Annotated in this window: 23 protein-coding genes, 2 pseudogenes and 1 riboswitch; of the genes and pseudogenes, 10 read left to right on the top strand and 15 right to left on the bottom strand. The window is 70.2% G+C overall.

Annotated elements, in window-relative coordinates; genetic code table 11:
* Positions 1–12: 12 nt before the first annotated feature.
* A pseudogene (locus tag M1E25_RS23465) lies at positions 13–319 on the bottom strand (ATP-binding protein); the annotation flags it as partial.
* Positions 320–326: 7 nt separating this feature from the next.
* On the opposite strand from M1E25_RS23465, the pseudogene M1E25_RS23470 reads away from it, so the two are divergent.
* Both M1E25_RS23470 and M1E25_RS23475 read left to right on the top strand, forming a co-directional pair.
* A pseudogene (locus M1E25_RS23470) lies at positions 327–1,170 on the top strand (IS3 family transposase); the annotation flags it as partial.
* Positions 1,171–1,265: 95 nt separating this feature from the next.
* A protein-coding gene (locus M1E25_RS23475; RefSeq protein WP_251418932.1) for an IS5 family transposase occupies positions 1,266–2,086 on the top strand; the annotation gives its coding sequence in 2 pieces (ribosomal slippage) (positions 1,266–1,626 and positions 1,626–2,086; 822 coding nt in all).
* A 413-nt stretch (positions 2,087–2,499) separates the two neighbouring features.
* On the opposite strand, the gene M1E25_RS23480 is transcribed toward M1E25_RS23475, so the two are convergent.
* Positions 2,500–3,537: a hypothetical protein gene (locus M1E25_RS23480; protein WP_251418934.1), complete on the bottom strand. Its 1,038-nt coding sequence runs from the start codon at positions 3,535–3,537 to the stop codon at positions 2,500–2,502.
* 547 nt (positions 3,538–4,084) lie between these two features.
* Between M1E25_RS23480 and M1E25_RS23485 the strand changes: the two genes are divergently transcribed.
* From M1E25_RS23485 to M1E25_RS23500, 4 genes are all read left to right on the top strand, one after another.
* Complete coding sequence (locus M1E25_RS23485) at positions 4,085–4,324, top strand: hypothetical protein (protein ID WP_251418936.1); 240 nt, start codon at positions 4,085–4,087, stop codon at positions 4,322–4,324.
* Positions 4,325–4,473: 149 nt separating this feature from the next.
* Positions 4,474–5,064 (top strand): hypothetical protein, encoded by a 591-nt coding sequence (locus M1E25_RS23490; RefSeq protein WP_251418938.1) that lies wholly within the window; start codon positions 4,474–4,476, stop codon positions 5,062–5,064.
* Positions 5,065–5,601: 537 nt separating this feature from the next.
* Positions 5,602–6,726 carry an ISAs1 family transposase gene (locus tag M1E25_RS23495; protein ID WP_285831131.1) on the top strand — a complete coding sequence of 375 codons (1,125 nt, stop codon included), beginning with the start codon at positions 5,602–5,604 and terminating at the stop codon, positions 6,724–6,726.
* Positions 6,723–7,862: a tyrosine-type recombinase/integrase gene (locus tag M1E25_RS23500; protein ID WP_251418942.1), complete on the top strand. Its 1,140-nt coding sequence runs from the start codon at positions 6,723–6,725 to the stop codon at positions 7,860–7,862. The genes M1E25_RS23495 and M1E25_RS23500 overlap by 4 nt, the downstream gene beginning before the upstream one ends.
* Here M1E25_RS23500 and M1E25_RS23505 read toward each other — a convergent pair.
* Positions 7,810–9,207 carry a C39 family peptidase gene (locus M1E25_RS23505; protein ID WP_251418944.1) on the bottom strand — a complete coding sequence of 466 codons (1,398 nt, stop codon included), beginning with the start codon at positions 9,205–9,207 and terminating at the stop codon, positions 7,810–7,812. The two genes, M1E25_RS23500 and M1E25_RS23505, sit on opposite strands and share 53 nt — an antisense overlap.
* 245 nt (positions 9,208–9,452) lie before the next feature.
* Between M1E25_RS23505 and M1E25_RS23510 the strand changes: the two genes are divergently transcribed.
* Together M1E25_RS23510 and M1E25_RS23515 are read left to right on the top strand one after the other, a co-directional pair.
* Positions 9,453–10,052 (top strand): uridine kinase family protein, encoded by a 600-nt coding sequence (locus M1E25_RS23510; RefSeq protein ID WP_251418946.1) that lies wholly within the window; start codon positions 9,453–9,455, stop codon positions 10,050–10,052.
* A gap of 427 nt (positions 10,053–10,479) precedes the next feature.
* Positions 10,480–12,387, top strand: a complete 1,908-nt coding sequence (locus M1E25_RS23515; RefSeq protein ID WP_251418948.1) for an AAA family ATPase — start codon at positions 10,480–10,482, stop codon at positions 12,385–12,387.
* Here M1E25_RS23515 and M1E25_RS23520 read toward each other — a convergent pair.
* The 10 genes from M1E25_RS23520 to ribD form a co-directional block, all read right to left on the bottom strand.
* Positions 12,380–13,501 carry a hemolysin family protein gene (locus M1E25_RS23520; protein WP_251418949.1) on the bottom strand — a complete coding sequence of 374 codons (1,122 nt, stop codon included), beginning with the start codon at positions 13,499–13,501 and terminating at the stop codon, positions 12,380–12,382. The two genes, M1E25_RS23515 and M1E25_RS23520, sit on opposite strands and share 8 nt — an antisense overlap.
* A complete protein-coding gene (locus M1E25_RS23525; protein ID WP_251418951.1) occupies positions 13,498–14,883 on the bottom strand; it encodes a hemolysin family protein in 1,386 nt (461 codons plus the stop codon). Before M1E25_RS23525 ends, M1E25_RS23520 begins: the two co-directional genes overlap by 4 nt.
* Positions 14,884–15,132: 249 nt before the next feature.
* The gene (locus M1E25_RS23530; protein WP_251418953.1) at positions 15,133–15,612 is read right to left on the bottom strand and encodes a PH domain-containing protein; all 480 of its coding nucleotides are present in this window, start codon (positions 15,610–15,612) and stop codon (positions 15,133–15,135) included.
* A gap of 67 nt (positions 15,613–15,679) precedes the next feature.
* On the bottom strand, positions 15,680–16,528 hold the full coding sequence (gene hisG, locus M1E25_RS23535) for an ATP phosphoribosyltransferase (RefSeq protein ID WP_251418955.1): 849 nt from the start codon (positions 16,526–16,528) through the stop codon (positions 15,680–15,682).
* An 84-nt stretch (positions 16,529–16,612) separates the two neighbouring features.
* Positions 16,613–16,885, bottom strand: coding sequence for a phosphoribosyl-ATP diphosphatase (locus M1E25_RS23540; protein WP_251418956.1), 273 nt, complete (start codon positions 16,883–16,885; stop codon positions 16,613–16,615).
* Between the two features lie 181 nt (positions 16,886–17,066).
* Positions 17,067–17,552 (bottom strand): 6,7-dimethyl-8-ribityllumazine synthase, encoded by a 486-nt coding sequence (gene ribH / locus M1E25_RS23545; protein ID WP_251418958.1) that lies wholly within the window; start codon positions 17,550–17,552, stop codon positions 17,067–17,069.
* A 64-nt stretch (positions 17,553–17,616) separates the two neighbouring features.
* Entirely contained in the window at positions 17,617–18,894 is a 1,278-nt protein-coding gene (locus M1E25_RS23550) for a bifunctional 3,4-dihydroxy-2-butanone-4-phosphate synthase/GTP cyclohydrolase II (RefSeq protein WP_251418960.1), read from the bottom strand.
* Entirely contained in the window at positions 18,891–19,538 is a 648-nt protein-coding gene (locus M1E25_RS23555; protein WP_251418962.1) for a nicotinamide mononucleotide transporter family protein, read from the bottom strand. The genes M1E25_RS23550 and M1E25_RS23555 overlap by 4 nt, the downstream gene beginning before the upstream one ends.
* A gap of 1 nt (position 19,539) precedes the next feature.
* Entirely contained in the window at positions 19,540–20,181 is a 642-nt protein-coding gene (locus M1E25_RS23560) for a riboflavin synthase (RefSeq protein WP_251418964.1), read from the bottom strand.
* A 1-nt stretch (position 20,182) separates the two neighbouring features.
* Positions 20,183–21,265 carry a bifunctional diaminohydroxyphosphoribosylaminopyrimidine deaminase/5-amino-6-(5-phosphoribosylamino)uracil reductase RibD gene (gene ribD, locus M1E25_RS23565; protein ID WP_251418974.1) on the bottom strand — a complete coding sequence of 361 codons (1,083 nt, stop codon included), beginning with the start codon at positions 21,263–21,265 and terminating at the stop codon, positions 20,183–20,185.
* Positions 21,266–21,436: 171 nt separating this feature from the next.
* Positions 21,437–21,567, bottom strand: a riboswitch (FMN riboswitch).
* A gap of 217 nt (positions 21,568–21,784) precedes the next feature.
* On the opposite strand from ribD, the gene M1E25_RS23570 reads away from it, so the two are divergent.
* Both M1E25_RS23570 and M1E25_RS23575 read left to right on the top strand, forming a co-directional pair.
* A complete protein-coding gene (locus tag M1E25_RS23570; protein WP_372501363.1) occupies positions 21,785–23,035 on the top strand; it encodes an MFS transporter in 1,251 nt (416 codons plus the stop codon).
* Positions 23,036–23,148: 113 nt separating this feature from the next.
* Complete coding sequence (locus tag M1E25_RS23575; protein ID WP_251418966.1) at positions 23,149–24,363, top strand: GDSL-type esterase/lipase family protein; 1,215 nt, start codon at positions 23,149–23,151, stop codon at positions 24,361–24,363.
* 52 nt (positions 24,364–24,415) lie between these two features.
* Here the strand turns inward: M1E25_RS23575 and M1E25_RS23580 are convergent, their stop codons facing one another.
* Entirely contained in the window at positions 24,416–24,646 is a 231-nt protein-coding gene (locus M1E25_RS23580; RefSeq protein WP_251418968.1) for a hypothetical protein, read from the bottom strand.
* A gap of 66 nt (positions 24,647–24,712) precedes the next feature.
* Positions 24,713–26,110, bottom strand: a complete 1,398-nt coding sequence (locus tag M1E25_RS23585; protein WP_251418970.1) for a uracil-xanthine permease family protein — start codon at positions 26,108–26,110, stop codon at positions 24,713–24,715.
* Positions 26,111–26,376 lie beyond the last annotated feature (266 nt).

Below are 26,376 nucleotides of genomic sequence, written 5' to 3' on the forward strand. Positions count from 1 at the left end.
TAGCGGCAGGGGTTAGCCAGCCTTCGCGGGCTCCTCAGCTCGTGCCCGCGTGCCGGCCAGCCGGTAGGAGTCGGTGCCGGTCTCGATAATGGTGCCGTTGAACGTCAGCCGGTCGACAATGGCCGCGCAGAGCCGCGGATCCCGTGAACGTCTTCGTCCAGCCCCCAAAGGACTCGTTGGAGGCGATGGCGACGCTGTTCTTCTCCTCGCGTTCGGTCAGGACCTGGAACAGGAGTTCAGCGCCGTGCCGGTCCAGTTCCATGTAGTCGAGCTCATCGATGCACAAAAGATCAACACGTCCGTAACGGGCGATGGTCTTGTGGCGAGGACAAGCCCCGTCCAAAAGGCTCTACCCGGTGATCGACCGACTCGTCGATGCCGAGGCTCCGGTCGACAGGTGCTGCCGGATCCTCGGGGTCGCGCGGCAGTCCTACTACAAGCACAAGCGCACCCCCAGCACACCCAGGCAGCTGCGCCGCGAGTGGCTGACGGGCCTCATCCGCGAGGTCCACGTCGCGTCCCGGGGCACCTACGGCTACCGCCGGATCCACGCCGAGCTCACCATGGCCATGGGCATCCAGGTTTGCGAGCGGACCGTCTCGGTCCTGATGACGCAAGCCGGAATCCACGGACTACCCGGGCCCACCCGGGTCAGACGTCTGCGTGGCGTCGCCACGGCCGACGACCTGGTCAATCGCAAGTTCCACCGGATCCGCCCAACGAGCTGTGGGTCACCGACATCATCCAGCACCGGACCCGGGAAGGGTGGCTCTACTGCGCTGCGGTACTCGACGCCTACAGCCGCAGGATCGTCGGCTGGTCCATCGACTCCCGTCAGGACTCAACGCTCGTGGTCAACGCCCTCGACATGGCCATCCGCAATCGTCGACCCGAACCCGGCGGCATTGTCCACGCCGACCACGGCACGCAATTCACCTCCTTTCGGTAAGAAGATCCGTTCCGCCGGCCTGCTGCCCTCCTTCGGCACGGTCGGCGACGGACTGGACAACGCGATGATGGAGAGCTTCTGGTCCTCGATGCAGATCGAGTTCCTCAACCGCCAGCGATGGAAGACCAGGAGTCGAACTGGCCAACGCGATCTTCGAGTACATCGAGATCTTCCACAACCGCCAGAGACGACACTCAGCACTGGGCTACCGCACCCCCCATCGAGTACGAACTACTCTCCGAGAACGACACCATCCCAGCTGCCAGTTAGAGCCTGTCTCACGTGGTTCCAGGGTGGTCGTGCATGATGCCGTGCCATGGGTGTGGATCTTTCTCAGCGGTTGGTGCCGGACGAACTCTGGGTGCTTGTCGAGCCGTTGCTTCCGTCGTTCGCTTCGCGGCCGCAGGGTGGTGGGACTGCGCCGGTGGACGAGCGGGCGGTGTTCACGGCGGTGGTGTACGTGCTGACCAGCGGGGGTTGTGCATGGCGGCATCTGCCGGAGACGTTCGGCGTCTCGCCGGCCACCGCGCATCGTCGGTTCTCGGTGTGGACGAAGGACGGGCCGTGGCGTCGCCTGCATCAGGCGGTCCTGGACGAGCTCGGTGCCCGCGGTGAGGTGGACTGGTCCGCCGCGATCGTGGACGCGGCCTCCGTACGTGCGAAAAAAGGGGATCGCTGACCGGGCGCAATCCGGTCGACCGGGGCAAGAAAGGCAGCAAGCTCCATGTCCTCGCCGACGCTCAGGGCTTACCACTGGCCCTTGGTGTCTCTGCCGCGAACGTGCACGACAGCCAGGCACTCATGCCTTTGATGATGGGTATCCCCGCCATACGCTCCCGGCGTGGACCGCGCCGGCGCCGACCGAACAGGCTCCGCGCCGACAAGGCGTACCACTCCCGCGCGCACCTGCGGTGGCTCCGGAGCCGTGGCATCGTTCCGCGCATCGCCCGCCCCGGCATCGAGTCCGGCGAGCGCCTCGGCCGGCACCGCTGGAAAATCGAGCGCTCGATCTCCTGGCTCTTCGGCTACCGCCGTCTCACCGTCCGGTACGAACGCAGGGGCACACACTTCCTCGCCTTCCTCGGCCTCGCAGCAGCCCTGACCTGCTACAAGAAGCTCGCGAAACTCGCCACGTGAGACACCCTCTAAACCCCAAGCTGAGGCAGCCGCCAAGACCCGGCGGCTCCGCGCACCAAGTCGGCATCGGCTTGAGGCCGTTTACTTCCTCCGCTGTGAGGGTAGCGTGCACTTTCACCCCCAATGACCTCTGGGTGCGGCAAGTCTTGGATCAATCGCGAGCACGGTGCCTCGACCACGTATCGCTGATACGGTGATCGAGCCCAGCTGCGCAATCGGGGAGAGTTATGTCAACTGGAAAGAAGATTGCCATCGCGGTAGCAACCTTGATCACACTTCTTTTTCTCTTCTACGTGATCCCGGCACTCGTTTTCTCTGATGGATTCTCGACTGGCATAACGCGAACTCCGGGGCAGCCTGCGACCGCCCCGGAGCCAGAGAAGAGTCCTTGACCTTTCTTTCTCTTCGATTTTCTAGAAGTTCGAGGAGATGAACCAGATCTCACCTGCGGCGCCGAAGCGATACTTCAGCTGAGGGCGATCCGTCCAGAAGCAGCCGCCCGCCTTCGTCAGATAGAGCGGGCAAAGCTGGTACTGGCTCCATACGTCGTAGACGTTCCAGTACTCGTCTGGCTTGGGGTGGCCGTAGTCGTCGATTGTCGTGCAGCCCTCGAACTTGTACGTCGGCCAGGCTTCGTCCCCCCAGCAGCCGTGAGCGGAGTAATTGATCCAGTTATTGCCGCTGTCCCCGCACCATGTGACGTCTGTCTGCCCATAAAGGGTCATCACGCCTTCTTGGATTCCAGCCCAGTAGGAGGCTTCCCAGCACGTCGTTGCGAGTGCCATGGCGCTGCCCGCCGGCGCCTTCTTCGGCTCTGGTGCACTTTCCTCGCTGGCAAAGGTGTCAATCACCCGAGGTTCCTTGGCTGTATAGCGACCAGCGTCGACATACTTGCCCAGACCGCGGTTCTGGACCTCATCGAGAGAGAGCGCGCGAGCACTCTTGCGCAGGTCCTCCGTGACGGAGTCAATGGTACGTTGGTTCTCCAGCGCCGCAGCCCCACCAGTTACGACCTTGCTGGGGTCCGTGGGGGTGGGCGTGTCCTCTGCGGCCTGCGACTGGCCGGATTCGGCAGCTACCCTATCGAAGCTCCCCAGGTCCGAGCCCTTCGTCAGCAAAGCCGCTCCGGCGTACGCGGTATGTACGCCGCTGTAGTCTTCGAGTGTCGAGCCGTCGACTCGTGCTGCCACGAAGTGGACGTACGAACTCTCCGGAAAGTCGAAGTTGCAGTCAGCGACGGTGTTTGCGCCACCTGTCTGCCGACAGTATCCGAAGGCTACTGCGTAGCCCGCATCTTCGAGGGCGAAGTAGACCTCTGGATGGGCTCCATCAGCGGCCGTGTCGTACAGATAGATGTGGTCGCCATACGTTTCAACGCAGGCTTTTGCGCCAGAAATTGACGCGCAGACTGTTGCGGCGGATGCCTGCGGTGCTCCCAGGAAGAGAGCCATCAAAGCGGCTGGGATCAATGCGCAGACTCCGCGCGCTAAATTACGTCTCAGTCTTGACATGAAGGTCCCCTGACTTCACGTTGAAGATGCCGAACTGAATGCGGCAGGACGCATCCGCGCGTCCGTGATGCCACCCCCATCAATGCAGCGGCGCGCGGAATTTCCAGGAATGATAACATCACATGGATTGACCAACAAGAAGCAAATCCAAGGTAAAGTAGAAGGGCTGGGTCAGTTTGCCAACAAGCTGAGCTGGGTATTAGCTTCTTCGGACTGGCTACCGATCGGGTGACGGTTGAAGGCGCGTAACAGACGAGGCCCTCGGGCTGTTGATCGAGATGCCTGACGTCTCAATCGGCAGTTCGCTCCTACTCCCAATCACAACCCTGCCCACGAAGGCGATCTCCGCCGCCGCGCCACCGGACTTCCTCGTGTAGGACCACGTGTGCCGATCGCGTTAGCGCAGATTCCCCGGCCCCGCCAAATCCGCCATCGGGCCACATCCTCGTCCTCCCCACGGCTCCGACCTCTGCGAGGTACACCTCTTGTGGCGGAAACATCCCCGCGCATCACCATCGCCCATCACGACCGGTACGGCGTCGTGGCCACGATGTCGCACGACAACCACGTAGCCGACCACGTGCTGCAGCTGGTCGGCTTCGAGCGGCTGTCCGACGGCTACCTATATGCCCTGACCGAACCGGACCGCGACCTGACGCGATGCGGACAGCAAGCAGTCCAGTCCCTGCACGCCGCGCGATACACCGTCACTTCTGACCACGCGTAGCCCTCGAGCCCACCACCGGGCTCAATCCCGGCCGAGGTCCCCTCAACCAGTCGGAGAACAGCCCCGGTCCCGAGTGTGTCAGCGGCAAGGAGGCAGCCTTCACGTCCGACGACGCGCTCGACGCCGGCATCCGGTCCGCCCGGATCGTCGTGCACGACCAGGTCCGCGATCCCGACGGCACACTGCGTGCGGTCAGCACCGACATGCGCACCCGTGAGGGCGCGCTACTGCATGGCGAGGACGATCTCCCGGACGTCGAGACAAGGCTGGACAACGCGGCCCTCGCCTTCGACGCGTTCTCGTACACCCGCGGGAACGGCCCGCATCATGCTGCCCCCCCGATCCCCACACTGGACGGGGTTCCCGTACGTCAGACGCTGCCCGGGCAATCGCTGACCGCTCTTACCGGTGAACTGCACGAATTGCGCCGCTCGGCCGATGTCGCCGACGTCCTGGAGCAGATCCTCGCCGAACACCACGGTCTCATCGGGGACCTGGAGGAGTTCATCGACACGGCAGCCGCCTGGTGCGAGCGGCTCGGCACCACCAACGGCCGCGAGCTGGGCCTGCACCTGCGTACCATCGCCCACCACATCGCGTTCGTCGGCGACGAGCTCGTCAGCACCCAGCTCGACCTGGCGGTCATGCCGGACATGACCCCGGACAACGCCCCAGCCACATCGTCCGCGGCTACTTCGGCGGCCCACACGTCCGCTACGTCCTGGAGGGGAACTCTTTGAGTTTCTGATCAATATCACAACAGCGGTACCGAAGGCGTGAACACCAAGACCAAACGCATCATGTGCCAAATGCACGGCCGAGCCGGGTTCACCCTGCTCCCTCACCGGATCCTGCTGGGATGACGTCGCAATCCGTCACCACCGAAAATGCGACAGAGCCGCTCACCGTACAGACCCCGATCTGAACTGCCGACGGGCTCGTCAGTACTGCCGCCCGGGGCTGCACCGTGCGGCTGGAGACTGGGGCCAGATCCTCCGCAGAATCCGCCATTTGGCGATGCCGCCGAAATCCATAACATCACCACCGAGCCGAGAGACATCGTCGCCGTGCAACAGCCGGCGGCGCCCTCTCGTGATGAAAGGTGAGATGTTGGCGCAGATCACCGACAAGGGTCCCGGGTCAGGGCCCCGGCAAAGTCGTTCTGTAGACCTGTGACGTGGGGTTTTGCAGGTGGAAGAGGCGCGCGGGCGTGTTCCGGTCCGGTTGGATGGAGGTTCCTACGCCTTACCGTCCGACCAGGGGATCACGCCCGCGCCATGCCATCGTCCCGCATCTGTGCCCCTGTTCGCACGCCCGCCTCGGATCATGAGCTCCTCGTCCAACTGCTCGCTCGGATACCTGATCCGCGCCGTCGGCGCGGGGTCCGGCATCCGGTGGGTGCTCTGATCGCGGTGGCGGTGTGTGCGGTGGTGTCCGGAGCCCGGGGGTTCACCGCGATCGGGGAGTGGGCCCGGGACGCGGGAAGTGCCGCGCTGGAACGGCTGGGTCTGGAGCGGGGCGGGGTGGACGAGTCAACGCTGCGGCGTCTGTTCGCCCGCCTCGATGCGGACCGTCTCGATGCGGTACTGGGAGTGTGGGCCCTGGCCAGGACCGCACGTGTCGCGGGCCGCAGGGTGATCGCCATCGACGGCAAGACGGTCCGCGGTGCGCGCGGCGACGGCTCCACGGCCCCGCACCTGGTCGCTGCCCTCGCGCACGGGTCCGGGACGGTGCTCGGCCAGATCGCGGTGAGTGAGAAGAGCAACGAGATCCCCGCCGCCCGACACCTGCTCCATCTCCTCGACCTGGACGGTGTGGTCGTCACGATGGACGCTCTGCACACTCAGCACGACACCGCGAGCCTGGTGACCGGGGCCGGCGGTGACTACGTCCTGACCGTGAAGGCCAATCAGAAATCGTTGTACGCACAGCTCAAGGCGCTCCCCTGGGCTTCGATACCCGCCGTCACCAGGACGGACCGAGGGCACGGACGCCGCACCACCCGCACGGTCAAGGTCGTCGACGAGCCGGCCTGGGTCGAGTTCAGCGGAGCCAGACAGGTCGCCCAACTGCGGCGCACCGTCACCAGGAAGGGCCGACGGACCGTCGAGATCGTCTACCTGATCACCAGCGCGGACGCCCGCACCGCGCCGCCCGCCGTCCTGGCCACATGGGTGCAGTCGCACTGGGAGATCGAGAACCGTCTGCACTGGGTCCGCGACGTCACCTTCGACGAGGACCGCTCCCAAGTCCGCACCGGCAACGCACCCCGCGTCATGGCGGGCCTGCGCAACACCGCGATCACGCTGCTGCGACTGCACGGACACGACAACATCGCCGCCGCCCTACGGCATCACGCACGCGACACCGACCGCCCCATCAACCTGCTCCTGACGGCGTGATCAACGACTTTGCCGGAGCCCTGGGTCACGGGTGCTCGGGCAAGCGCTGGACTGTGCGCTACCGCGAGCCTGGCGGCCGGTCAGCACGGCAGCGTGAAAAGTCCTTCGACAGCAAGAGGGATGCGCAGGACTTCGCCACCAAAGCCGAGAACGACAAGCGGGAGAACACCTACCTAGACCCGACTGCTGGAAAGACCTCGCTCCGACTGTACGCAGCCGAGTGGCTCGCCCTGAAGGGCATGGCCCCAGGCACTGCGGAGTCCTACGAGCGCATCATGCGCCTGCATGTGGTCCCGCACCTCGGGCGCAAGACCATTGCCCAGGTCACGGCAGCAGACATAGAGAGCCTGTACGCACACTGGCGCCGATCGGGAGCTGCGCTCAACACGATCGAGTCCCGTCGCATCGCCCTGTCCGGCATGTTCTCTCACGCCGTTCGGCACAAGAGGGTTTCCGAGAATCCGGTCAAGCTGGCGGAGACGCCGGAGAACCCCGTGCTGCGGGTGGACGAGAGGAGTCTGCCGAGCTTCGAGGAAGTCGCGGCCCTGGCAAGGGAGGTCGGTCCGCGTCTGGAGCCAGCTGTCTGGCTCATGGCTTGCTGCGGGATCCGCATCGGGGAATCACTCCGCGTTTTTCCCGACGATTTCGATCACGGATCCTTGCGACTACGCCGACAGGTCATTCGCGTCAAGGACGAGTCCGCGAAATACGTCGCTCTCTACGCGCCTCTCAAGCATCGCAAGGAGGGTGAGTGGCGCGATATTCCTGCGCCGCCTTCCCTCGATCCGCTGCTGGATCGGCTCCCCATCCGCAACCAGACCGGAGGGATGATCTACCCCGATCTCTTCCGGCAGTCGTGGAAGCGGGCGATCAAGCGACTTGGACTCCGCGCATACAACCCGCACGACCTGCGACACAAATGGGCCACCGTGACCTTGAGCAATGGCGTGCCCATCCACGAGGTCTCGCGGTGGATGGGGCACAGCTCCATCAAGATCACGGTGGACCACTACGGCCACCTCACCCAGGACGGCAGCGAACGCTGCCGTCAGGTCGTCGAAGCGACCTTCGGGCAGCGCCTGCTCAGCGGATCCCGAGTTCCCGCAGGACGCGGTGCTGACTTGGTGCTGGGTTAGCGGGCCAGTAGATGTACGCGATGCCGCCCGTACCGCTCCTGACCTTGCCGTTTGCGTCGTAGCGCTTCGTGCGCAGCCAAATGTTCTCGAACTGCCGCCGCTTGTAGACGTTGCGGACCTCGTCGTTGGAAGAGCTCGCAGGGTCGTTCGCCACCACGTCGCCGTCGGGGGTGAAGCCGACCAGGCACATCAGGTGTCCCGACGTGCCGTACCCGGCGCCGTCGAGCTCCGTGGCGAGGAACGACTGTGACGTTATGACCGGGATGCCGGCGCGTACCAGCTTCTCGACGTCGTTCAGCGAACCGAGCCGCGTGACGATGCCCTGCATGTCGTGGTACGTGGACGCGTAGGCTGCGTTGAACGGCCAGTTGCCGCAGCCCTCGTACTGGTAGTCATAGGTGTAGCGGGCCGCGTGACAGACCTGCGGATCCGCGAACTCCGGGTTCACCCAGGCCAGGTCGGCCTTCGTGGGCTTGCGACCCCAGTACTCCAGGATCATCTGCGACGAGGTCGGGCTGCACCAGGCCTCGCCGCCGTTGTCGTACTCCGGGTACTGGCCCTTGTGGATGTTCTGCGAGTAGCGCGGCACCTCGAGTTCGCGGCCGGCTCCGACCCCCGGGACCGAGGCGGGGACGGTGAACCGGGCCGGGACGTCGGAGGCCATGGCCCCGACGCGCCAGACCTTGGGCGTCTTCCGGCTCCCCGGCTCGCGGTACAGCGTCAGCCGCAGCCGGTACGAGGCCAGCCGGACCGGACCGTCGGTGTCGTCGATGGAGAAGGTGTCCGTCCAGACGGTGCTCTTGCCGTCGGTCTGGTCGTCGACCGAGGTACGCCGGATGTCCTCGTCGCCGGCCGCCCAGCGCCCCATGACGTACCAGGGGGTGGTGGTGCCGTCGGTGTAGGTGCCGTGGAGTTCGATCTGGATCCAGGTGCCGGCCGGGGTGTCGGCGTTCCAGGACGCGACGACCTCGCTCGCCGGGGTGACCGGCCGGTGGACGGGCGCGGTCCAGGTGGCGTACTCCCAGGTGGCGGTCCGGCCGGTGTGCGGGTCGGTGTAGTCCTTCTGCCCCGCAGGGTCCGCGATGACGAGGCCCGGACGCGGCCCCGGCTCGGCACGGGTGCCCTCCCCCGAGCCGCAGCGCCAGTCGGTGAAGGTGGTCCAGCCGTGGTAACTCACGCGGTCGACGGCCTCCGTGGGCCCTGTGCGGTTGTGGGCGTCCGGTCCGGCGGCGGTGGCGCCCGTGGACCCCGACGTTGCGGCGATCGCGGCAGGCGCTGCCGCTGTTCCCGCCGCGGCGGCGATCGCGGCGGCCAGGACGGTGCGCCGTGGGGTGGGTCTGTTCATGTCGGGAGTTCCCCCAGTCGATGTCATGCGGGGCTGCAGGTTGACGACGGTGGCACAACTATCGCCGGAGAAGGGGCCCTCCGGCCAGAGTCTGCGGACGCGCCGCGCCGCCAATATTGGTAGAGACCACTGATACGGCCAGCTGCTGACGAGCCGGCGTCGGCGATTAGGGTGGCTTCGTGGATCACCCGGTTCGTCCATCGGCCCAGAAGACGCGTCCGGCTCGCGCTCCCGCCCCGGAGCTCGTGTCGCTCGCGCATCGGCTGCGTTCGCTCCGCCCGTCCTGCGGCCCGGTCCGGCTCGTCGCGGTGGACGGCCACGCGGGATCCGGCAAGAGCACCCTCGCCGCTCGCCTCTCTGAGGCCCTCGGCTGCGCACCCGTCGTCCATCTGGACGATCTGGCCACGCATGACGAGCTGTTCGCCTGGACCGGGCGTCTGCGGGAGCAGGTCCTCGAACCGCTCGCCGCCGGCCGTCCCGCCCGCCACCGGGTCTACGACTGGGTGCGCCGCGAGTTCACCGGCGAGCGCGTGATCCGCCCGGAGCCGGTCGTGCTCGTCGAGGGAGTGGGGGCCGCCCGCCGGTCCGTCCGTCCGTGGCTCGCCTGTTCGCTGTGGATGGACCTGGCCGAGAGCGAGGCGTGGGAGCGCGGCATGCGCCGGGACGGGCCGGAACTCGCCGCGTTCTGGGCGGAGTGGACGCGGGCGGAGCGCCGCCACTTCGCCGCCGACCCCTCGCGTCCCCACTCCGGACTCCTGGTGACCCGGCATCCCGACGGGTACGTGGTACGCACTGCCGGACCGGAACCCGACGCCGTGACGAACCCACTCGGCCACACTCCGTGACTGCGGCCCGTTCCCCTGCCCGGCGACGTGACGAACGGCTGCGACTCCTCCCCAACCCGGGCTTGACCTGCACCCCTTGAGGGTCTTACGTTCGACGTGCGGTTGTTTCAACAACCGCCGCAGACACGAAGCCCCCGGTTGTTCCCCCGTGATCGGGGGCTTCGTTCTGCCCGTTCGCACGCATTTCGGGCGCCCTTCGGGGCGGATTCACTACGTTGGGTGACGATCGCGCCGCATCCCATCGTTCCCCCGTCCGCCATCCCGCCCCCGCTGTCCCACTCCGCTCCTCGGTATCCGCCCCCTGCCGCAGGTACCATGCCAACCGGGAGAACACAGCAATTCCCGTCCACAGCAAGGCGATTGGGGACGGATGCGGCCCGGCTCCCGCCCGGCCGCACCACCGAGCACGGTTTGTGGGGGGGTCCCGATGGGCTTCGGCATGCAGGGCGGGCACGGCGCAGCCGACCTTGCGTGGCTGCGCGCGGTGGACGCGTACACGGTGGGCGCGTACACGCATGCGGAGGAGGAGTTCCGCTCCGCGTTGCGCTCCGATCCGGGGATGGCCGATGCCTGGCTGGGGCTCCATGCCCTCCGGATCGACACCTCGACGGCGCTGCTGCGCATGCACCGGCACCGCGACCGGTTCGGCGAGCAGCGGAGCCGCCACGGCAGAACCCTCAACTCCTGGTACTGGCTGGGCTGGTGGGTTCAACCGGTGCTGGAGCGCCCGCGTGATCTGCTGCTTGCCCACGCCTCCCACTGGCTGGACGGCCGGCACGTCGCCGAGCTGGACCGCTCGCTGGCCGCCTGCCCGCCGGCCGACACCGACCGGCAGGTCCGGTTCCTGCATGCCTGCCGCGCCTATCTCGTCAAGGACTGGGATGAGCTCGTCCGGCACAGCGACCCTCTGCTGAACGACCCCCTCCTGGGCATAGAGGCGGGCCTGTTCGGCGGCATGGCCCGGGTGCGGCTGGAGATGTACCGGCAGGCGGAGCCCCTGCTGGCGGCGGCCCTGATGCGCTGCCGCAGCGAACAACCACAGCGCAAGGAGCTGCGCTACTGGCTGGCGCGGGCCTACGAGGGCATGGGGCGCAGTGCTGCGGCACTGCCCCTGTACCGGGCCGTTCACCGGGTCGATGCCGCGTTCATGGACACTACGGCGAGGCTGACCGCCATCGCCGACGGGGACGGGTTGGACGATCCCGCCGGGGATCTCGCCGCGGTGTCGCCGGCCGGTGCGGGCCAGGACGGCACCGGTGCACCGGTGATGTCCGCACCGCTGACATCACCGGTCCCGGGGGCCGGCGGTGATCCGGCGCCGGAGCCCGACGCCGACGAGCTCGTTCCGGGCACGGCTCCGGTGGACACCGACGGCATCCGCGAGAAGGCGATCGTCCCGGTACCGGGGGCGGACTCGGTACTGCCGCCCGGACCGCCCGATCCGGGGCTGCTGGCGCAGGCGCTGGACGAGCTCGAGCGGATGGTCGGACTGGATCCGGTCAAGCGTCAGGTGCGGGCGCTCTCGGCGCAGCTGCACATGGCGCGACTGCGGGCGGTGCAGGGCCTGCCGGTCCAGCCGCCGAAGCGGCACTTCGTGTTCTCCGGCCCGTCGGGGACGGGCAAGACGACGGTCGCCCGCATTCTCGGCCGGGTCTTCTATGCCCTCGGGCTGCTCGGCGGCGATCATCTGGTGGAGGCGCAACGCGCCGATCTTGTGGGCGAGTTCCTGGGGCAGACGGCGGTCAAGGCGAACGAGCTCATCGACTCTGCCCTGGGCGGCGTGCTGTTCGTGGACGAGGCGTACAGCCTGTCCAACACCGCGTACAGCAAGGGTGACGCGTACGGGGAAGAGGCGCTGCAGGTGCTGCTCAAACGGGCCGAGGACAACCGGGACCGGCTGGTCGTCATCCTGGCCGGTTACCCGGAGGGCATGGACCGGCTGCTGGCGGCGAACCCGGGGCTGGGATCCCGTTTCACCACCCGGGTCGACTTCCCCAGCTACCGGCCGCTGGAGCTCAAGCGGATCGGTGAGGTCCTGGCGGCCGAGAACGGGGACCGGTGGGACGAGGAGGCAGTCGACGAGCTGCTGAGCATCGCCGGCCATGTGGTCGGCGAGGGCTGGATCGACGAGCTGGGCAACGGGCGCTTTCTGCGCACGCTGTACGAGAAGTGCTGTGCGTACCGGGATCTGCGGCTCGCGGGGTACCGCGGCACGCCCACCCGCGAGGACCTGGTCACCCTCCGGCTTCCGGACCTGATGCAGGCCTACGGCGAGGTCCTGTCGGGCCGCGGTCCGTCCGGCCGCGGCCCGCAGGATCCGCCGTCGCTCAGCTGACCGTGCTGGGCACCGTCCGGTCGGCCGTGGCCGGGCGGACGGACGCCGCGGCCGGTGTCTGCGCACGACGGGCGGGACGGCCGGCGCGCCGGTGCGCGGGGTCGCGGACCTCACCGACGAGGACCTCCAGCACGTCCTCGAGCGCGACAACGCCCAGCACTCGGCCGGACGCGTCGGCGACCTGCGCCAGATGGGTCGCCGCCCGGCGCATCACGCTCAGTGCGTCGTCGAGCGGGAGCTCGGCCCGCAGCGTGGTCATCGGCCGCCAGACGCGCTGGGGGACGGCGCGGTCGCCGTCCTCCGCGTCGAGGACGTCCTTCACGTGCAGGTAGCCCATGAAGGCCCCGCCGGCGGCGCACACCGGGAACCGGGAGAAGCCGGTGCGGACGGTGAGTTCCTCCACCTGCCGCGGCGTCACCGACGGGTCGACCGTGACCAGCCCGGTGCGGGCGAGGAGGACGTCGGTGACCGGCCGGCTGCCCAGTTCCAGAGCGTCCGAGAGTCTCTCCTGATCGGCCGGGTCGAGCAGTCCCGCCTGGCGCGAGTCCTCGACGAGGTGGGTCAGTTGCTCGCTGGTGAAGACCGCCTCGACCTCGTCCTTGGGCTCGACCCGGAAGAGCCGGAGGATGAGGTTCGCGGACGCGCCGAACAGTGCGGTCACCGGACGGCACATGCGGGCGAAGGCGACCAGCCCTGGGCTGAACCACAGCGCAGTCCGCTCGGGGGCCGCCATGGCCAGGTTCTTCGGCACCATCTCGCCGACGACGAGGTGGAGGAAGATCACCAGCACCAGCGCGATGGCGTAGCCGAGCGGGTGGATCACGGCCTCGGGCAGGTGCGCGGCGTGGAAGACCGGTTCGAGCAGGTGGGCCACGGTCGGCTCGGCGACCGCACCCAGCGTCAGCGAGCAGATGGTGATCCCGAACTGGGCAGCCGCCATCATCTGCGGCAGGCTCTCGAGGCCCTGAAGGACCGTGCGGGCGCGGCCGGATCCGGCGGCGGCCAGCGGTTCGATCTGGCTCCGACGGACCGACACCAGCGCGAACTCGGCGCCGACGAAGAAGCCGTTGCCCAGTACCAGCAGTGCGGCGAAGGCCAGTTGCAGGACACTCACCGGGAGACCGCCTTTCCGACCGGTACCGAGGGGGCTCCCGCGCTCGGCCCGCCGGCCGGCGCGGCGTCGTCACGGGAGGTCTCGGTCCGTACCATGCGCACCCGTTCGGCGCGGTGGTGCTCGACCATCCGGACTCTCAGCTTCCAGCCGGGGAGAACCGCCGTGTCACCCGGTGCGGGGATGCGGCCGAGCAGGTCGGCCACGAGTCCGGCGACGGTCTCGTAGGGGCCTTCGGGGGCGTCGAGGCCGATGCGGCGCAGACTGTCGACCCGGCAGCTGCCGTCGGCGTCCCAGACCGGGCGGCCGTCCTCGGCCGGTGCCGGAGCGAGCTCGGGCAGGTCGAACTCGTCGTGCTCGTCGCGGACCTCGCCCACGAGTTCCTCGACGATGTCCTCCAGGGTCACGACTCCGGCGGTGCCGCCGTACTCGTCGACGACGACGGCGATCGGCTGCTCGCTGCGCAGCCGCTCGAGCAGCGGCTGCACCGGCAGGGACCCGGGCACCATGAGCGGGGGGACCGCAATACGGCTCACCGGGGTGCGTGTCCGCAGCTCCCCCGGCACCGCGAGGGCGCTCTTGAGGTGCACCATGCCGACGATCTCGTCGAGCCGCTCCCGGTAGACGGGGAAGCGGGACAACCCGGTGGCCCGGGTCAGGTTGAGCACGTCCTCGGCGGTGGCCGTGGTCTGCAGGGCGCTGACCCGCACCCGCGGGGTCATCACGTGCTGGGCGGTGAGCTCGCCCAGCGAGATCGTCCGGACGAACAGGTCCGCCGTGTCCTGCTCGAGGGCGCCGGCCCTGGCCGAATGCCGGGCCAGGGAGACCAGCTCGCCGGGTGTCCGGGCGGAGGCGAGTTCCTCGGTCGGCTCGACCCCGAGCCCCCGGACCATCCGGTTGGCCACCGCGTTGAGCAGCGAGATGACCGGCCGGAAGAAGCGGGAGAAGGCGTACTGGGGGGTCGCGACGAAGCGGGCGACCTGGAGCGGCCGGGAGACCGCCCAGTTCTTCGGCACGAGTTCGCCGATCACCATCTGCACGGCCGAGGCGACGAGCATGCCGACGGTCACGGTCACTCCGGGCACGGCCGCTTCCGGCAGCCCGGTGGCGGTGAAGGGGCCGGCCAGCAGCTGGGCGAGCGCCGGTTCGGCGAGCATGCCGACGACCAGTGAGGTGATCGTGATGCCCAGCTGGGTGCCCGAGAGCTGGAAGGAGAGCTCGCGCAGGGACCTGACCACGGCGTGGGAGCGGCGGTCGCCCCCGGCGGCGGCCCGTTCGGCGTCGGGCCGTTCCACGGTCACGAGGCCGAACTCGGCTGCGACGAAGAAGCCGTTGGCGAGGATCAGCAGCAGGGCCGCGGCGAGCAGCAGGAGGGGGGTGGTCATGCCGCCGCCTCGGGGCGAGGGGCGGCGCAGGTACTACAGGACGATCCGTCCATTGCCGGGGAAAGTCACTCCTCGGTGAGTAGGTGGACCCCGCGGGGCCGCACTCGCTGCGCGGCCCCGGTTCGTGCGGGGTGGGGCGCTCCGGTCGCGCCACGGAAACAGATTAAACGGGTACGGCCCGCCGGCACACCGGCCCGGCCCGCCGAACAGTGACGGCGCACCGGCGCGGGCCGCAGAGCCCGGGGGCCGTCACCGGGCGGGGGAGCCGGTTCCGTGCGCCTCCGCGAGCGCCCGCAGGATGCGCGCGTCGCGGATGGCCTGCGCCCTGTCCACGCCGGGCTGGATGCCCATGGCCGCCAGGGAGGTGCCGTCCGCGAGGTCGAGGTGGACCCAGGCGTCGCCCGGGCGCAGGTTGACCCGCAGGACCTCCGCCCATGCGAGGCGCCGGATGGTCGTGAGGTTGACGACGGTCACACCGTCGGCGTCGGCGAGCACCTTGGGGCGGCTGAGCAGGGTGAGGACGGCGAGGATGAGCAGGCCGGAGCCGATGAACGCGATCCGGTCCCCCAGGTGCCACCCGGCCTTCCCCTCGCCCGGCAGCAGCAGGGCGATGACCGTGAAGACGGCGACGATGACCGACCCGCCGCTCAGCAGGATCGCCCGGGTGCGGGTCGGCCGGAGCACGACGGGCAGTTCGGGCAGTGGCGGTCGGGATGCGGGGGCGGACACGTGGGCACTCTTCCGGTTCTCGTGGGCCGCCCGGGCGATCCGGACGGCGTTCGGCGGGACGGGCAGGTCAGAGCCGGCAGGCGTGGATGCCGGTGGTGAGGATCGCGCGGGCGCCGAGCTCGTAGAGGTCGTCCATGATCCGCTGGGCCTCTCGGCTCGGCACCATGGCCCGGACGGCGACCCAGCCCTCGTTGTGCAGCGGCGATACGGTCGGCGACTCCAGCCCGGGAGTGAGCGCGACGGCCTGCTCGACGGCCTCGGCGCGGATGTCGTAGTCCATCATCACGTACCGGCGGGCCACCAGGACGCCTTGCATGCGGCGCAGGAACTGCTGGACCCTCGGGCCCTGCTCCCCCGCGCCGGTGCGCTGGACGACGACGGCCTCGGATTCCAGGATGGGCTCGCCGATGATCTCCAGGCCGGCGTTGCGCAGGGTGGTGCCGGTCTCGACGACGTCCGCGATGATCTCGGCGACGCCGAGCTGGATGGCCGTTTCCACGGCGCCGTCGAGGTGCACCACGGAGGCGTCGACGCCCTGTTCGGCAAGGTGCCGCGTGACCAGTCCGGAGAAGGACGTGGCGACCGTCATACCGCCGAACTCGCTGACGTCCGCGGCCGTGCCGGGGCGGGTGGCATAGCGGAAGGTGGAGCCGGCGAAGCCGAGCTGCATGATCTCCTCGGCGTTGGAGCCGGAGTCCAGCAGGAGGTCACGGCCGGTGATGCCGATGTCGAGGCGGCCCGAGCCGACGTACACGGCGATGTCACGGGGGCGGAGGAAGAAGAACTCCACGCCGTTGTCGTTGTCGACGAGGACAAGCTCGCGCCGGTCCTTGCGCTGCTGGTAGCCGGCCTCGTGCAGCATCGCCGACGCAGGCTCCGACAGTGAACCCTTGTTGGGGACGGCGATGCGCAGCATGGAACGTGTTTCCTTTGCGGGTGGTGGTGTGCTTCGTCGCGGCGTCACTTGCGGGCGGGCCGGGCGGCCCGCCCGTGGCGCGCCTCAGAGGTGAGCGTATACGTCGTCGAGGGAGATTCCCCGGGCGACCATCATCACCTGAAGGTGGTAGAGGAGCTGCGAGATCTCCTCGGCGGTGCGGTCGTCGCCCTCGTGCTCGGCGGCCATCCACACCTCGGCCGCCTCCTCGACGACCTTCTTTCCGATGGTGTGCACGCCGGCGGCGACGAGCTCCGCGGTGCGGGACGTGCTGGGGTCGCCGGTGGCGGCCTTGTGCTGGAGCTCGGCGAAGAGCTCCTCGAATGTCTTGTTCGCCATGGTGTCTACAACTTACCGGGTGGTGACGGGCCCGCCTGCAACGGGGAGCGGGGCGCACGTCGGGGGCGGTGACGGGTCGGCCGGACTGCACCGCACGGTCGCCCGGCGCGGGGCGTCCGGCGGTTCCGGCCGGGCAGGTGGAGCCGGAGCTCCGCCCTGCCCGGCCGGACGCGTCGGGCGGTCAGCGCCAGGGCTCGGCGAGGCTGCGCAGCGTGGTGGCGGTGGCCACGGCGGCGGTGACGGCCTCGTGGCCCTTGTCCTCGGTGGAGCCCGCGATTCCGGCACGGTCCAGGGCCTGCTCCTCGGTGTCGCAGGTGAGGACGCCGAAGCCGACCGGCACGCCGGTGTCGACGGACACCTGGACCAGGCCCTGGGTGACGCCCTGGCACACGTAGTCGAAGTGCGGGGTGCCGCCGCGGATCACCACGCCGAGGGCGACGACGGCGTCGTACCCGCGGCCGGCGAGGACCTTGGCGACGACGGGCAGCTCGAAGCTGCCGGGCACGCGCAGCAGGGTGGGCTCGTCGATGCCGAGCTCGTGCAGGGCGCGCAGGGCGCCGTCGACGAGACCGTCCATCACCTGCTCGTGCCACTGGGCCGCGACGACGGCGATGCGCAGATCGCCGCAGTTCTTCACCGTCAGTTCGGGTGCGCCCTTACCGCTCACGTCTCTCCTCGGTGCTGTGCTGGTGGTTCGGGGGTGGGGTGCCGCGGGTCACGCCGGGCCGCGGTCACTGGTTGCTGCAGGCAGAGGCGTGGTCGGCATCCAGCCAGGGCAGATCGTGCCCCATCCGGTCCCGCTTGGTGCGCAGGTACCGGAGGTTGTGCTCGCCGGCCTCCACGGGCATCGGCTCGCGGCCGTTGACCCGCAGGCCGTGGCGGACGAGGGCCTCGGACTTCTCGGGGTTGTTGGTCATCAGCCGCACGCTGCGCACCCCCACGTCGTGGAGGATCCGGGCACCGGCGGCGTAGTCGCGGGCGTCGGCGGGCAGCCCGAGCTCGAGGTTGGCGTCGAGGGTGTCGTGGCCGTGCTCCTGGAGTTCGTAGGCGCGCAGCTTGGACAGCAGTCCGATGCCGCGGCCCTCGTGGCCGCGCAGGTACAGCACGACGCCGCGGCCCTCCTCGCTGACCCGCGCCAGCGAGGCCTGGAGCTGGGGGCCGCAGTCGCAGCGCAGCGAGGCGAACACGTCTCCGGTCAGGCACTCCGAGTGGACCCGGACGAGCACGTCCTCGCCGTCGCCGATGTCGCCCTGGACGAGGGCGATGTGTTCGACGCCGTCGGCGGTGGAGCGGTAGCCGTGGGCCCGGAACTCGCCGAAGGCGGTGGGCAGTCGGGTCGACGCCTCGCGGCGCACCATGGGGGTGGCGGAGCTGCGGTAGGCGATCAGGTCCTCGATGGAGATGATCGCCAGGCTGTGTTTGCGGGCGAAGGCGACGAGTTCGGGCAGCCGCATCATGGTGCCGTCCTCGGAGGCGATCTCCACGATGGCCGCCGCCGGGCGCAGGCCCGCGAGCCGGGCCAGGTCGACGCCCGCCTCGGTGTGTCCGTTGCGCACCAGGACGCCGCCGGGCCGGGCGCGCAGCGGGAAGACGTGGCCGGGGCGGACGAAGTCGCCGGGCACGGAGGCGCCGCTCGCGAGCAGCCGGAGGGTGGCGGCGCGGTCCGCGGCCGAGATGCCGGTGGTGGTGCCGTGTCGGGGCGCCGCGTCGACGGAGACGGTGAAGGCGGTTCCCATCGACTCGGTGTTCTGCGCGACCATCTGGGGCAGTTCGAGCCGGTCGAGGTCGGCGCCCTCCATCGGGGCGCAGATCAGCCCACGGCACTCGGTCATCATGAAGGCGACCACCTCCGGGGTGGCCGTCTCGGCCGCGATGACGAGGTCGCCCTCGTTCTCACGGTCCTCGTCGTCCACGACGACGACGGGCCTGCCCGCCGCGATGTCGGCGATCGCACGCTCCACGGGATCGAGGACGAGGTCGTCGTCGTGCAGGCTGTCCATGGCGGTCATGCCGGCGCTCCTTCCGGGACGGACGCGCTGGTTCGGGAACGCAGCCACCAGTCGCGCATACCCCACAGCACAAGAACGAAGTAGATGACGTAGACGAGGCCTGAGAAGGCCAGACCGCTGCTGAAGGCCAGCGGCACGCCGACGAGGTCGACGAGGACCCAGGCGAACCAGAACTCCACCAGCCCGCGGGCCTGGGCCACCATCGCGGCAAGGGTGCCGACGAAGATGTACGCGTCAGGCCAGGGGTTCCAGGACATTTGGGGAACGGCGGTGAACAGTCCGCCGACCGCCAGCGTGCCGGCGACGGTGCCGGCCGTGAGCAGGGCCCGTTCGCGCCCGGTGGCGAACCGGACGGTCACCTGGCCGCCGTTGTCGCGCCGTCCGCGCCGCCACTGCGTCCAGCCCCAGCAGGCGACCCCGATGACCAGGAGCTGTTTGCCGACGCCGCCGCTGAGCTGGGCGGACGCGTAGGCCGCGACGAGGATGACCCCGGAGGCGAGTTGGGCCGGCCAGGTCCAGATGGACCGGCGCCAGCCGAGTGCGAGGGCGCTCAGGCCGATCACGTTGCCGATCATGTCGGACCGGATCACGCGCTGGCCGAAGAGCTCGAAGGCCGGTCCGTTCAGCCAGTTCAGGGCGTTCACGTCAGGCCCTCCCGGCGGTGCGGCGGTCGCCGAGGAGGCGCTCGACGTACTTGGCGAGGACGTCGACCTCGAGGTTGACCGGGTCACCGGCCTGTTTGGTACCGAGGGTGGTGAGCGCCAGGGTGGTCGGGATGAGGCTGACGGTGAAGTGGTCGTCAGCTGCGTCGACGACCGTCAGACTGACGCCGTCGACGGTGATCGAGCCCTTCTCTACGAGGTAGCGGGCCAGCTGGTGCGGCAGGGCGATCTTCACGATCTCCCACTGGTCGCCGGGAATGCGTTCGACGATGCTGCCGGTGCCGTCGACGTGTCCCTGGACGAGGTGGCCGCCGAGGCGTCCGCCGAGGGCCATGGGACGTTCGAGGTTGACGCGGGAGCCGACGGTGAGCGCGCCGAGACCGGAGCGGTTCAGCGTCTCCGCCATCACGTCGGCCGTGAACTCGCCGTCGGCGGTCTCGACCACGGTGAGGCAGACGCCGTTGACGGCGATCGAGTCGCCGTGCGCCGCTCCTTCGGTGACGATCGGGCCGCGCAGCCGGAAGCGGGCAGAGCCGGCGGTGGCCGGTGCGTTGCCGTCGGCGGCGGGGTCCGTGAACTCCACGGCGACGACCTCGCCCAGTTCTTCGACGATTCCGGTGAACACGTCAGTTCTCCTCGGGGGCTGGGGCGATGGGGACGGCGGTGATGCGCAGGTCGGGGCCGAGCCGGACGAGGTCGGTGACCTCGAGGCGCAGGGCCCGGCCGATCGTGCCGATACCGGCGTCCGCGAGGGCCGCGGGGCCGGAGCCGAGCAGGGCGGGAGCGAGGTAGCCGACGACCTGGTCGACGGCGCCGGCCGTGAGGAACGCGCCGGCGAGCACCGGTCCGCCCTCCAGCAGCACGGAGCGGACACCGCGCTCGTGGAGGGCGTCCAGCAGGGCGGTGATGCTCAGGCCGCGGCCGTTCTCGGCGCGCGGCAACCGGAGGACCGGGGCGAGCCCGTCGAGGTGCCCCGTGACGGCGTCGTCGGCCACGGCGATCAGGGTCGGCGCGGCGGCGTCGAGGATGCGGGCGCCGGGTGCCACGGCGGTGGCCCCGGTGTCGACGACGACGCGCAACGGCTGGAGGGTCCGAGCGCCGGACGTGCGCGCGGCGAGGTGCGGATCGTCCGCGCGGGCGGTGCCGGAGCCGACGACGACGGCGTCGGCCTCGGCGCGCAGACGGTGGACGTCCGCGCGGGACTCGGCCGAGGTGATCCACCGGCTGCTGCCGTCGGCGGCGGCGCTGCGGCCGTCGAGGGTCGCGGCGTATTTCCAGCGCACGAAGGGCCGTCCGCGGCGCACGGAGGTCAGCCAGGCGAGGTTGCCGGCTTCCGCCTCGTCGGCGAGCAGTCCTTGCTCGACCTCGACGCCCGCGGCGGCCAGGGTCGTCGCTCCGCCGGCGGCGCCGGGGTCCGGATCTGCGACGGCGTACACCACGCGGGCGATTCCGGCGTCGAGCAGCGCGCGGGAGCAGGGGCCGGTGCGACCGGTGTGGTTGCAGGGCTCCAGGGTGACCAGGGCAGTGCCGCCGCGGGCCTGTTCGCCCGCGGCGCGCAGGGCGTGGACCTCGGCGTGCGGGCCCCCGGCCTCGTGGTGGTAGCCCTCGCCGGCGATCTCGCCGCGGGGGTCGAGGACGACACAGCCGACGACGGGGTTGGGGCTGGTGGATCCGAGGCCACGGGCGGCGAGCGCGACGGCACGGCGCATCGCGTCGGCTTCGGCCTGGGTGGCGGCCACCGGGTCCTCCTGCCTCTTCGGGCACGGACTCCGGGGCTGTCGGGATGACAGGTACGGACAGCGGCACCACGACGCCGGGACCGGAGACGGCCCCCGGGAAGGGGACGGACCCGCGGACGGCGGCGCACCGGTGCCTGCCCGCCGCGCACTGCCTCCCATCCGGACTTTAACCGTCGGTCCAGGAGTTTCACCTGGTCAACCGGCCGCTGGCGGCGGACGGGTCGCGGACTGTAACCGCCGGTTCGGACTTTCACCGACCCCGGAGTGCGCTGACGTCACTGGTACAGGGCCAGTGTGCCATGCCCGGCCGGGGCCGATGCGGGTGAGGTGCTGTGGATTGACTCACAGAACGCGCCGGTAGGGTCACGCCGCGGATCCGCCCACAGGGCGAGACGCGCCGGAACTCCCTTGCGCGCGTCCGCGGACCTCCTGTTCGCTTCTCGGTAGCCGTGCGTGTTCGCGGCGGGTTCGCATCGGGAGGGATCGGTCGTGGCGGGCAAGGGCGGGGCGGGTACGAACGGCGTCGCCGACGTCGCGGAGGGCGGCGCGGGGCTCCGGCACGGGCGGGCGGCCCTGGCCGCGGTGTTCGCCGTGCACGGCACGGTCGCGGGGTCCTTCGCCACCCGGGTGCCGTGGATCCAGGAGCACGCCGGCATCACCCCGGGCGGGCTCGGGCTGGCGCTGGCCTGCGGCGCGATCGGCTCGGCGACCACGATGCCGCTCGCGGGACGCATCAGCCACCGGTTCGGGACCCGGACCGCGCTGCGCGGGCTGATGGGACTGTGGACACTGGCGCTGGCCCTGCCCGCGTTCTCCCCCGGCCTGCCGGCCCTCTGCTTCGCGATCTTCGTCTACGGCGCCACCTCCGGCATGGCGGACGTCGCGATGAACGCGCTGGGCGTGGGGATCGAGGAGGGGCTGGGACGTTCGATCATGTCGGGCCTGCACGGTCTGTGGAGCGTGGGCACCCTGCTCGGGTCGGCGGCGGGCACGGTTGCGGCGCACGCCGAGGTCGACGCCCGGCTCCATCTGGGACTCGCAGCTGCGATTCTGACCGTCCTGGGCATCGCCGCCTGCCAGGGCGTGCCGGTGCTCCGGAGCGATCCGGACGAGCAGCCCCCGCCGCGCTTCACGCTGCCGCCGCGGTCCGCGCTGCTGATCGGCGCGGTCGGTTTCTGCGCGGTGTTCGGTGAAGCCGCCGGGCTGGACTGGTCGGCGGTGTATCTGCGGGATGCGCTGGGCACTGCGGCGGGCACGGCGGCGGCCTCGACGACGGCGTTCGCCTGCGCGATGGCAGCGGCCCGACTGGTGGGCGATGCGGTGGTGGAGCGCTTCGGTCCGGTGCGCACGGTCCGGGCCGGCGGGGTACTGGCCACGGCAGGCGGCGTGCTGGTCGTGGCGGCGCCGGACCCGGTGACGGCCATGGGCGGGTTCGCGCTGATCGGGCTGGGAGTCGCCGTCGTGGTGCCCCTCTGCTTCGCGGCCGCCGGGCGCAGTGGGCCCGCCCCGAGCCAGGCCATCGCGGGCGTCGCGACGATCACCTACACCGCGGGGCTGGTGGCGCCGTCCGCCATGGGCTCGATCGCCGATGTGACGTCGTTGACGGTGTCCTTCGGCGTGGTCGCCCTGCTCGCCTTCGGACTGGTGCCGGGAGCGAGCGTGCTCCGGACAGCGGAACGCAGCGCGGCCGGAACTGCCGCTGCGAAGCCGGCGGAGGGCCGGGCGGAGCGGATGCTCTGAAGCCCGCCTCGTCGCCCGAGTTTCCCCACGGGCCCCTCCAGGGCCTTCCTGCCGCCGGTGCACCGGCGGCATCCGTAACCCGCCCCCTTCTCGCGATCGACAGCTGAGGACGCATGCACACGACCGAGCACGACTGGACCACCACACCCATAACCGCTGAACTCCTCTTCGGCGCACTTGAGTTGGAGCGCACGGCGCACGGCGTGCTGCCGCACCGGCTGCCCGCCTGGGCCCGCATCCAGTGCGGCGACGCGGAACTCGCCATGACGCAGGCCCAGCCCTCGGGTGTACGGCTGGCCTTCCGCACCCGGGCCACCTGCGTCGAACTCGACGCGCTGCCCACCAAGCGGGTCTACGTCGGCGCCCCGCCCCGCCCGGACGGCGTGTACGACCTGCTCGTCGACGGCCGCCTCGTCGGGCAGGGCAGCGTGAACGGCGGCACCACCCTGATCATCGACATGACCGCCGGGACGGCCGAGGAGCGGCCCGGCCCCGTCGGCACCGTCCGCTTCGCCGGCCTGCCCGACGGGGCCAAGACCGTCGAGATCTGGCTGCCCCACAACGAGGTCACCGAACTCGTCGCCCTGCGCACCGATGCCCCCGTCGAGGCCCTGCCGGACCGGGGACGCACGGTGTGGTTGCACCACGGCAGTTCGATCAGTCACGGCTCCGACGCCGCAAGTCCCACGACCACCTGGCCCGCCCTCGCCTCCTCCGTCGCCGGAGTGGAGCTGGTCAATCTCGGTTTCAGCGGTCACGCGCTGCTCGACCCGTTCACGGCCCGCACCCTGCGCGACACGCCCGCGGACGTGATCAGCGTCAAGCTCGGCATCAACGTGGTCAACAAGGACGTGATGCGCCTGCGCGCGTTCACCCCGGCCGTCCACGGATTCCTCGACACGGTCCGCGACGGCCATCCCACCGCACCGCTCCTCGTCGTCTCCCCGATCCTGTGCCCCCTCCACGAGGACACCCCGGGCCCCACGGAGTTCGACCTCGGCAGCCTCGGCGCCGGGGTGCTCCGGTTCCGGGCTGCGGGTGACCCCGCGGAGACCGCGAACGGAAAGCTGACGCTCAACGCCATCCGGGCCGAACTCGCCCGCATCGTGAAGCAGCGGGCGGCCGACGATCCGAACCTGCATTACCTCGACGGCCGCGACCTGTACGGGTCGGCCGACTGCGCCGAACTGCCCCTGCCCGACGGACTCCACCCGGATCCGGCTGCCCACCGGCGCATCGGGGAGCGGTTCGCCGCGACGGTCTTCGCCGGCAACGGCCCCTTCGCGGACTTCGGCGCCCGCCGTCCGGGCCCGGCGCACCGCCGCTGACCGCGGGGATCCGCTCGCGCGCCGCGGACGGGGCCGGCGACCGGCCCCGGGGTCAACCGGGCCGGCGCTCCCCGTGTTTCCGGGTGCCGTCACCCCCGGCCGGGTGCAGGGTGCCGCGGTGCTCGGGGCACTCCGGGTTCTCGCACGGCCCCGGCCCCCAGGCCGGCACGAACGCGCCGAGGACCTTGCGCCGCCCGGCCGCGACCGTCTGCACGGGCCGTTTGCAGGCGGGGCAGAAGAACGCGGCGGTGCTCCAGCCGTGACGTCCTTCGTCGTTCTCCATGGCTCCCACGGTAGGCGCGGCCGGCAGGGACGGACAGGGACGTCCGGCCCCGGCCGGGACCCGTTTTCAGCGCGTACCGGGGCCGGGTCCCCCGGCCTCGGCGCCTCCTGGCACTGCGGCGTCGAAAAGAGGCTTCTCGGCCTTCATGCGAGCGGGGGCGAAGGCACGCAGGGTGTGGTAGCCGGTGAGCACGATGATCGTGCCGAGCGCGATGCCGCTGAGCGAGAACGAGTCGGTGATCTCGAGAGAGACGTCGCCGATGCCGATGATGACGCCGGCCGCGATGGGCACCAGGTTGACCGGGTTGCCGAGGTCGACCGCGTTCTCGATCCAGATCTTGGCGCCCAGCAGTCCGATCATCCCGTAGAGGACGACGGTGATGCCGCCGAGGACTCCGCCGGGCACGGCGGCGATGACGGCGCCGAACTTCGGGCAGAGGCCGAAGAGGACGGCGAAGCCCGCCGCTGCCCAGTACGCGGCGGTGGAGTAGACGCGGGAAGCCGCCATCACGCCGATGTTCTCCGCATAGGTGGTGGTCGCAGGTCCCCCCACCGCAGTGGACAGGACGGTCGCGGCGCCGTCGGCGGCGATGGCGGTGCCCATCCGGTCGTCCAGCGGGTCTCCGGTCATCTCGCCGACGGCCTTGACGTGGCCGGCGTTCTCCGCGATCAGGGCGATGACGACGGGCAGCGCGACGAGCACGGCCGACAGTTCGAAGCTCGGCGCGTGGAGGGTGGGCAGGCCGATCCAGTCGGCCTGCGCCACGCCGCTCAGGTCGAGGCGCCAGTGGTCGGTGACCTGCCCCGCGGCGTCCGCGGAATGGATGCGGCCGAAGACGCGGTCGAGGACCCAGGACAGGACGTAGCCGAAGACCAGGCCCAGGAAGATGGCGATCCGGTTCCCGAAGCCGCGCAGCGCCACCAGGGCGAAGCCGGTGAACAGAAGGGTCGCGAGCGCGGTCCACTGGTCCTGCGGCCAGTAGGTTCCGGCGGCAACGGGGGCGAGGTTGAAACCGATGAGCATGACGACGGCGCCCGTGACCGCGGGGGGCAGCACCCGGTGGACGATCCGCGGGCCCATCGCCCGTACGCCCAGTCCGCAGGCCATGAGCACGACCCCGACGACGAGGAGGGCGCCGGTCAGGGTGGCGGCGTCGCCTCCACTCTTGGCGATGACGGCGGCGACACCGACGAAGGAGAGGCTGCTGCCGAGGTAGCTCGGGATCACGCCCCGGGTGACCAGGAGGAAGAAGACGGTGGCCAGGCCGGACACCATGACCGCGAGGTTGGGGTCCAGGCCCATCAGCACGGGGGCCACGAAGGTGGCGCCGAACATGGCCACCACGTGCTGCGCGCCGAGTCCGACGGTCCGGCCCCAGGAGAGCCGTTCGTCGGGGCGGACCACGGCTCCCGGTGCGGGGCTGCGTCCGTCGCCGTGCAGCTTCCAGCCCACTCCGGGGATCATGCGCGCTCCGATCGTGCGGGGAGAGGGGCCCGGTCCGCCGGACCACACAAACGCACCCACGGTAGTTGAGAACGGAACGTGTGCCTCCGCCGGGTCCTCCGCCGGTGCTCCTCCCGATGAGCCCCTCGATCGCACTGCGGGGCGGCTTTCCGGCGGCCACGGCCACCTGCCCACGACCACGATCCGGCCATCGGTCGTGGCGGAGATCACCCGCAGCGGAGAACGGACCCGGGGGACCACGTGGTGCCACGGCACCCGGAAGCCGC

This window comes from Streptomyces meridianus (assembly GCF_023703325.1).
Classification (GTDB): domain Bacteria; phylum Actinomycetota; class Actinomycetes; order Streptomycetales; family Streptomycetaceae; genus Streptomyces; species Streptomyces meridianus.